The organism is Nocardia sp. NPDC059764, from assembly GCF_042732555.1.
Taxonomy (GTDB): Bacteria; Actinomycetota; Actinomycetes; order Mycobacteriales; family Mycobacteriaceae; genus Nocardia.
The window spans coordinates 1-5,824 of sequence record NZ_JBHWHH010000285.1 but is presented as its reverse complement, the minus strand read 5'-3'; the positions used below and the strand labels follow the sequence as shown (position 1 = coordinate 5,824).

The 5,824-nt window shown below is 69.6% G+C and carries 6 protein-coding genes and 1 pseudogene; 5 read left to right on the top strand and 2 right to left on the bottom strand.

The window, feature by feature from the left end:
- Positions 1 to 235 (top strand): annotated as a pseudogene (locus ACFV4K_RS34445) (hypothetical protein); the annotation flags it as partial.
- Positions 236 to 384: 149 nt separating this feature from the next.
- Here the strand turns inward: ACFV4K_RS34445 and ACFV4K_RS34440 are convergent.
- Entirely contained in the window at positions 385 to 1,401 is a 1,017-nt protein-coding gene (locus ACFV4K_RS34440) for a 4-hydroxy-3-methylbut-2-enyl diphosphate reductase (protein WP_379280496.1), read from the bottom strand.
- A 114-nt stretch (positions 1,402 to 1,515) separates the two neighbouring features.
- On the opposite strand from ACFV4K_RS34440, the gene ACFV4K_RS34435 reads away from it, so the two are divergent.
- The 3 genes from ACFV4K_RS34435 (at position 1,516) to ACFV4K_RS34425 (ending at position 3,952) form a co-directional block, all read left to right on the top strand.
- Positions 1,516 to 2,235 (top strand): lipid droplet-associated protein, encoded by a 720-nt coding sequence (locus tag ACFV4K_RS34435; RefSeq protein ID WP_379280495.1) that lies wholly within the window; start codon positions 1,516 to 1,518, stop codon positions 2,233 to 2,235.
- A gap of 266 nt (positions 2,236 to 2,501) precedes the next feature.
- Complete coding sequence (gene xseA, locus ACFV4K_RS34430; protein WP_379280498.1) at positions 2,502 to 3,728, top strand: exodeoxyribonuclease VII large subunit; 1,227 nt, start codon at positions 2,502 to 2,504, stop codon at positions 3,726 to 3,728.
- Positions 3,728 to 3,952, top strand: a complete 225-nt coding sequence (locus tag ACFV4K_RS34425; RefSeq protein WP_379280493.1) for an exodeoxyribonuclease VII small subunit — start codon at positions 3,728 to 3,730, stop codon at positions 3,950 to 3,952. Before xseA ends, ACFV4K_RS34425 begins: the two co-directional genes overlap by 1 nt.
- Positions 3,953 to 4,004: 52 nt before the next feature.
- Here the strand turns inward: ACFV4K_RS34425 and ACFV4K_RS34420 are convergent, their stop codons facing one another.
- Entirely contained in the window at positions 4,005 to 4,586 is a 582-nt protein-coding gene (locus tag ACFV4K_RS34420) for a DUF4245 domain-containing protein (RefSeq protein ID WP_379280492.1), read from the bottom strand.
- Positions 4,587 to 4,770: 184 nt separating this feature from the next.
- On the opposite strand from ACFV4K_RS34420, the gene glpX reads away from it, so the two are divergent.
- On the top strand, positions 4,771 to 5,802 hold the full coding sequence (glpX, locus tag ACFV4K_RS34415) for a class II fructose-bisphosphatase (RefSeq protein ID WP_379280490.1): 1,032 nt from the start codon (positions 4,771 to 4,773) through the stop codon (positions 5,800 to 5,802).
- Positions 5,803 to 5,824: the final 22 nt, after the last annotated feature.

The following is a 5,824-nucleotide window of genomic DNA, read 5'->3' as shown; positions in this document are numbered from 1 at the left end:
CACCGGGGAACGCCGGGCCGCGCAGCCCGCGCCGGATCCCGCCGCGGGCGACGGCCGCCGCCGACGCGCCCAGAGTCCCGAGCAGGCCGCGGGACGCGGCGCGGCTCCCGCCGCCAATCCGGCCCCCGCGGCCGAAGGTGGCCGCCGTCGTCGCCCGCAACCGGGCGAAGTGCCCCCGCATCCGCGTCCGAATGTGCGCTATCGCGAACGCGATTCCGGCCGCATCGAACGCTGACCGCGACACCCGAGCGACGATCGCCGTAGATTTCCGGCAATCACGAAATTCGGGACGAAATAAGATCATCCGGATAACAATTCGCGCCCGCCACAACGAATGTGGCAGGCGCGAATGCGTTTTCGGAGCCGGATAACCCGGCCGCGGGATTACCCGCGCGCGGCGCGCAGTTCGCGCGGCAGCGAGAAGACCAGCGTCTCGTTGGCGGTGGTGACCGGCACCACCTCGCCGAAACCGTGCTCGGCCAGCAGTTCCAGCACGCCCTCCACGAGGATCTCCGGAACCGAGGCGCCCGAGGTGACGCCGACCGTGCCGATGCCCTCCAGCCATGCGGTATCCACCTCGCGGGCGTAGTCCACCAGGTACGCGGCGCGGGCGCCGGCGCTGAGCGCGACCTCCACCAGCCGCACCGAGTTGGACGAGTTGCGCGAGCCGACCACGATCACCAGATCGCATTCGGGGGCCATCGCCTTCACCGCGGTCTGGCGGTTGGAGGTGGCGTAGCAGATGTCGTCGCTGGGCGGATCCTGCAGCTTGGGGAACTTCTGCCGCAGCCGGTTGACGGTCTCCATGGTCTCGTCGACCGACAGCGTGGTCTGGGAGAGCCAGATCACCTTGTTCTCGTCGCGCACGGTGACGGCGTCGACGGCGTCCGGGCCGTCCACCAGCTGCACGTGCTCGGGCGCCTCACCGGCGGTGCCCTCGACCTCCTCGTGGCCCTCATGGCCGATCAGCAGGATGTCGAAGTCGTCGCGGGCGAAGCGCTTGGCCTCCTGGTGCACCTTGGTGACCAGCGGGCAGGTGGCGTCGATGGTGTGCAGCTTGCGGGCGGCGGCGGATTCGTGCACGGCCGGGGAGACGCCGTGCGCGGAGAACACCACGAGCGCGCCCTCCGGCACCTCCTCGGTGTCGTCCACGAAGATCACACCGCGGTCCCGCAGTGTTTCCACCACATGCCGGTTGTGCACGATTTCTTTGCGGACATAGAGGGGGGCGCCGTGCTTTTCGAGCGCCTTCTCCACAGTTTCGACCGCCCGGTCCACACCGGCGCAATAACCGCGCGGTTCGGCGAGCAGTACGCGCTTGTGCGAAGAACTCAGCGGCGCGCCGGCATCACCCGCCGCGGACCGGACGATTCCGACGTTCAAAGGGATACCCGAGGACATGCCCCACAGAATACGTGTGCGGCCCGGCGCGCATTCGCGCGGAGGTTGGCATCACAATCACTTTTCGTGCGCGCTCACCTTTGCATCACACGGCGTTTCGGGCAGGCTAGGGGCATGTTCCGACCTCCGTTCCTGGCCCGGGTCGCCGCCGGGGCCGCCGTCTACGCCCTCGAGGAAACTCGTCGGCTACCGGCGACCGCGATCAACTTCCCGATCACCGCGATCAGCCAGATGCTGCAGACCACCATGCACCTCCAGCAGTTCGTGACCAGCCTCGCCCTCAAGGGCGACGCCGTCTTCGACCGTTTGCTCACCCAGTCCGAGGAGCAGCCCGCCTGGGCCACCTTCGATGAGGACGATGACGACGAGCAAACTTCCAGCTTCGGCGCCGAATCGGCGTACCGGAGCCGTTTCGACCTCTTCACCGAGCCCGAATTCGCTCCGGTGCCCGCCGAATCGGCCGCGCAGGAGGCTGCCGAATCGGAGGCCACCGAGACCGCCGCGCCCGCAACGGCTTCCAAGGCCGCCACCAACGGCCACAACGGCGGCGCCCCGGCCAAGCTGGAACTCGTGGCTGACGCCGACCCCGCCCCGGCCGAGCCCGCCCCGGCCGAGCCCGACGTCGCCGCCGAGCCCGAGACCTCCGTCACCGAGCCCGAGGTGGCGACCCGCTTCGCCTACTCGGACATGACCATCGCCCAGCTGCGCGCGCGACTGCGTCAGCTGTCGGTGGACGATCTGGCCGCGCTCCTCGCCTACGAGCAGGAGACCCGCGCCCGCGCACCGTTCGTCACCATGTTGACCAACCGCATCGCCACGGTGACCGCCCAGTAGAGTTCACACGTTCGTCGAAACGCCGGTCGAGGCTCAGGCCACGACCGGCGTTTCGAGACGTATGTGGACGCGACCACTGATCTCGCGCCGACCGGGGTAACTTCCCGGGTGCGCCCGAAATCGGTCCGGCACCTGACCGCCGGCACGGGTGCGAAACCGGATACGGCTCTATGCCGCCCGCTAAATACTCGGAGAGGCGGAATTGTGTGAGCACCGAAACGACGCCGGGCGCCGCGAAGCCGCCGAGCTCGTCCGCCGAGAACCCGATGCCGGTGCGGACCATCGCCGTCAAGGTGGCGCAGTGGATCGACCGGCTGGGCGCGGTGTGGGTGGAGGGCCAGATCACCCAGATGAATCTGCGCCCGGGCACCCGCACCGCGTTTCTGGTGCTGCGGGACACGGCAGCGGACATGTCGCTGTCGGTGACCTGCGATCCGGAGCTGCTGCGCGGTTCCGCGGTGCCGTTGCAGGAGGGCAGCCGGGTCGTCGTGTACGGCAAGCTGTCGTTCTTCACCGGCCGCGGCACGGTGTCGTTGCGGGTCACCGAGATTCGCCCGGTGGGGATCGGCGAGCTGCTGGCCCGCATCGAGCGGTTGAAGGCGCTGCTGGCGGCGGAGGGCCTGTTCGATCCGCGGCTCAAGCGTCCGATCCCGTTCCTGCCCAATCGGATCGGCCTGATCACCGGCCGCGCCAGCGCCGCCGAGCACGATGTGGTGACGGTGGCGACGCAGCGCTGGCCCGCGGTGCGATTCGAGATCCGCAATATCGCCGTGCAGGGCCCGACCGCGGTGCCGCAGATCCTGGAGGCCATCACGGCGCTGGACGCGAATCCCGAGGTGGATGTGATCGTGCTGGCGCGCGGCGGTGGCAGCACGGAGGATCTGCTGCCGTTCTCCGACGAGACCCTGTGCCGCGCCATCGTTTCCGCGAAGACCCCGATCGTCAGCGCCATCGGCCACGAGCCGGACAATCCGATCTCGGATTACGTGGCTGACCTGCGCGCCGCCACCCCCACCGACGCCGCCAAGCGGATCGTCCCCGACGCGGCCGCGGAAACCGCGCTGCTGCAGGAGCTTCGGTCGCGCGCCAACGCGGCCCTGCGCGGCTGGGTGGACCGGGAGGCCCGCGCCCTGACCCAATTGCGTTCGCGCCCGGTGCTGGCCGATCCGCTGCGCCTGCTCGACCAGCGTCACGACGAGGTGGAGCGCCTGCGCGCCGCCGCCCAGCGCGCGGTGGATCATCGGCTCTCGGGCGAGTCCACCACCACCCGGCACCTGCGCGAGAAACTCGCGGCGGTCGGCCCGGCCGCCACGCTGGCCCGCGGTTACGCCGTGGTGCAGCGGGTGAACGGCAAGGACCGCGAGGTGGTCCGGGCCATCGAGGACTCGCCGCCCGGCACCCAGCTCCGGATCCGGGTGGCCGACGGCGCGATCTCCGCCGCGGCCCTCGGCTCCCAATCCCTGGCTCCCCGCCCGACCCGGAAGGACTTCTGATGACCGACGACGAACGCACCGAGATCGCCGGGTTCGGCTACGAGCGCGCTCGCGACGAACTGGTGAACGTGGTCAAGATGCTGGAGCAGGGCGGCATGGACCTGGACGAGTCGCTGGCGCTGTGGGAGCGCGGCGAGGCGCTGGCCACCCGCTGCGAACAGCATCTCGCGGGTGCGCGCAAGCGCGTGGAAGACGCCCTCGCGCACCGTTCTTCGGCGGAGTAGACGCACCTACGCGGGACGCCCGGCCCGGACAGCGGGCCCGGCGTCGCCGGGGTCAGCCGCGCGGCAGCGGCTGGGCCTGGCCCATGGCGGTCGACAGCGTGTTGAAGGCCGCCCCGTTGCCCGCGCCCTTGATCAGGATCCGGACGTCGCCGAAGTCGGAGATCCAGGCGGGCTCGGAGCCGGGTTCGGCGAACACGCTCCACTTGTGGTCACCGCGCTGCTCGCTGCCGGTGGGGACCTTCACGGGCGCGTATTTCTTGGCGAGCGCGTCCACCGTGGCGTTGGACTGCGTCAGCTGCATGTAGGTGCCCTCGGGGCTGATGAACCCGACCGTGCTGAGTTCGCCGCCGCCGGTGCCGGTGATGGTGTCGTGGCTGCCGGAGTTGGGGGTCCACTTGTCCGGCCCGCTGTCGGGGAGCGCGGGCAGCCGGATCGGGAACGACAGGTGCCGCGCGTCGTCGGTGAGGGCGGTCTTCACGTCGAAGTTCGGAATCTGGCCCTGTGTCGGACCCTTCGTGGTGAAGGAGCACTGGCTCGCGATGCCCGCGATGACCAGGCAGATCAGCACCAGCGGGAGCAAGGACCAGATGAGATCCTTGTAGTCGTTCTGGCTGCGCGGCTTTTGGTACGACACGCACACAGTATCCACGGGCCCCGGATGCGACCCGGCTCACAGTGCCATCTACGAACCCGTTCGTGTGCGGCGTTTCCCGTAAACGTCCACGACCAGCGCGAAAGTGAAACGTCAGTACTTGCGTGGAGCCCAAAACCGCAATGCGACAATTTACGCAGCAGTTGACAACAAGGAGGCTCCTCTCATGACCGCATCCAGCCGCCGCGAGGCACCGGACCGCAACCTCGCACTCGAGTTGGTCCGGGTCACCGAGGCCGGCGCCATGGCCGCGGGCCGCTGGGTAGGCCGGGGTGACAAGGAAGGCGGCGACGGCGCTGCCGTGGACGCCATGCGTCAGCTGGTCGCGACCGTCTCCATGCGCGGCATCGTGGTGATCGGTGAGGGCGAGAAGGACGAAGCGCCCATGCTGTACAACGGCGAGCTGGTCGGCGACGGCACCGGCGCCGAGCTGGACTTCGCGGTCGACCCGATCGACGGCACCACCCTGATGTCGAAGGGCTCCCCCGGCGCCATCTCCGTGCTGGCGGTCGCCGAGCGCGGCGCCATGTTCGACCCGTCGGCCGTGTTCTACATGGAGAAGATCGCCGTCGGCCCCGACGCCGCCGATGTCATCGACCTGAGCGCCCCGATCTCGGAGAACCTGCGCCGCGTCGCCAAGGCCAAGAACTCCGCGATCTCGGACCTCACCGTCTGCATCCTGGACCGTCCCCGCCACGCCGAGCACATGAAGGCCGTGCGCGAGGCGGGCGCCCGCATCCGCCTCATCTCCGACGGTGACGTGGCCGGTGCGATCGCCACCGCTCGCCCGGAGTCCGGCGTCGACATGCTGATCGGCATCGGCGGCACCCCGGAGGGCATCATCGCCGCGGCCGCCATGCGCTGCATGGGCGGCGCGCTGCAGGCCAAGCTGGCCCCGAAGGACGACGCCGAGAAGCAGAAGGCCATCGACGCCGGCCACGACCTGGACCGGATCCTGTCGACCACCGACCTGGTCTCCGGCGACGACGTGTTCTTCAGCGCCACCGGCGTCACCGACGGTGACCTGCTCAAGGGCGTGCGCTACTACGGTGGCGGCGCCTACACCCAGTCCATCGTGATGCGCGCCAAGTCCGGCACCATCCGCATGATCGACGGCTTCCACCGTCTGACCAAGCTGCGCGAGTACGCGTCGGTGGACTTCGTGGGCGACGAGCACGCCACCCCGCCGCTGCCCTGATCGGCATCGCCAAACTGATTGC

What these genes read in the sequence shown, in the direction of transcription:
- ACFV4K_RS34425 (WP_379280493.1), top strand. Translation starts at nt 3,728, where the DNA reads ATGACCGACGACGAACGCACCGAGATCGCCGGGTTCGGCTACGAGCGC.
- ACFV4K_RS34435 (WP_379280495.1), top strand. Translation starts at nt 1,516, where the DNA reads ATGTTCCGACCTCCGTTCCTGGCCCGGGTCGCCGCCGGGGCCGCCGTC.
- glpX (WP_379280490.1), top strand. Translation starts at nt 4,771, where the DNA reads ATGACCGCATCCAGCCGCCGCGAGGCACCGGACCGCAACCTCGCACTC.
- ACFV4K_RS34440 (WP_379280496.1), bottom strand. Translation starts at nt 1,401, where the DNA reads ATGTCCTCGGGTATCCCTTTGAACGTCGGAATCGTCCGGTCCGCGGCG.
- xseA (WP_379280498.1), top strand. Translation starts at nt 2,502, where the DNA reads ATGCCGGTGCGGACCATCGCCGTCAAGGTGGCGCAGTGGATCGACCGG.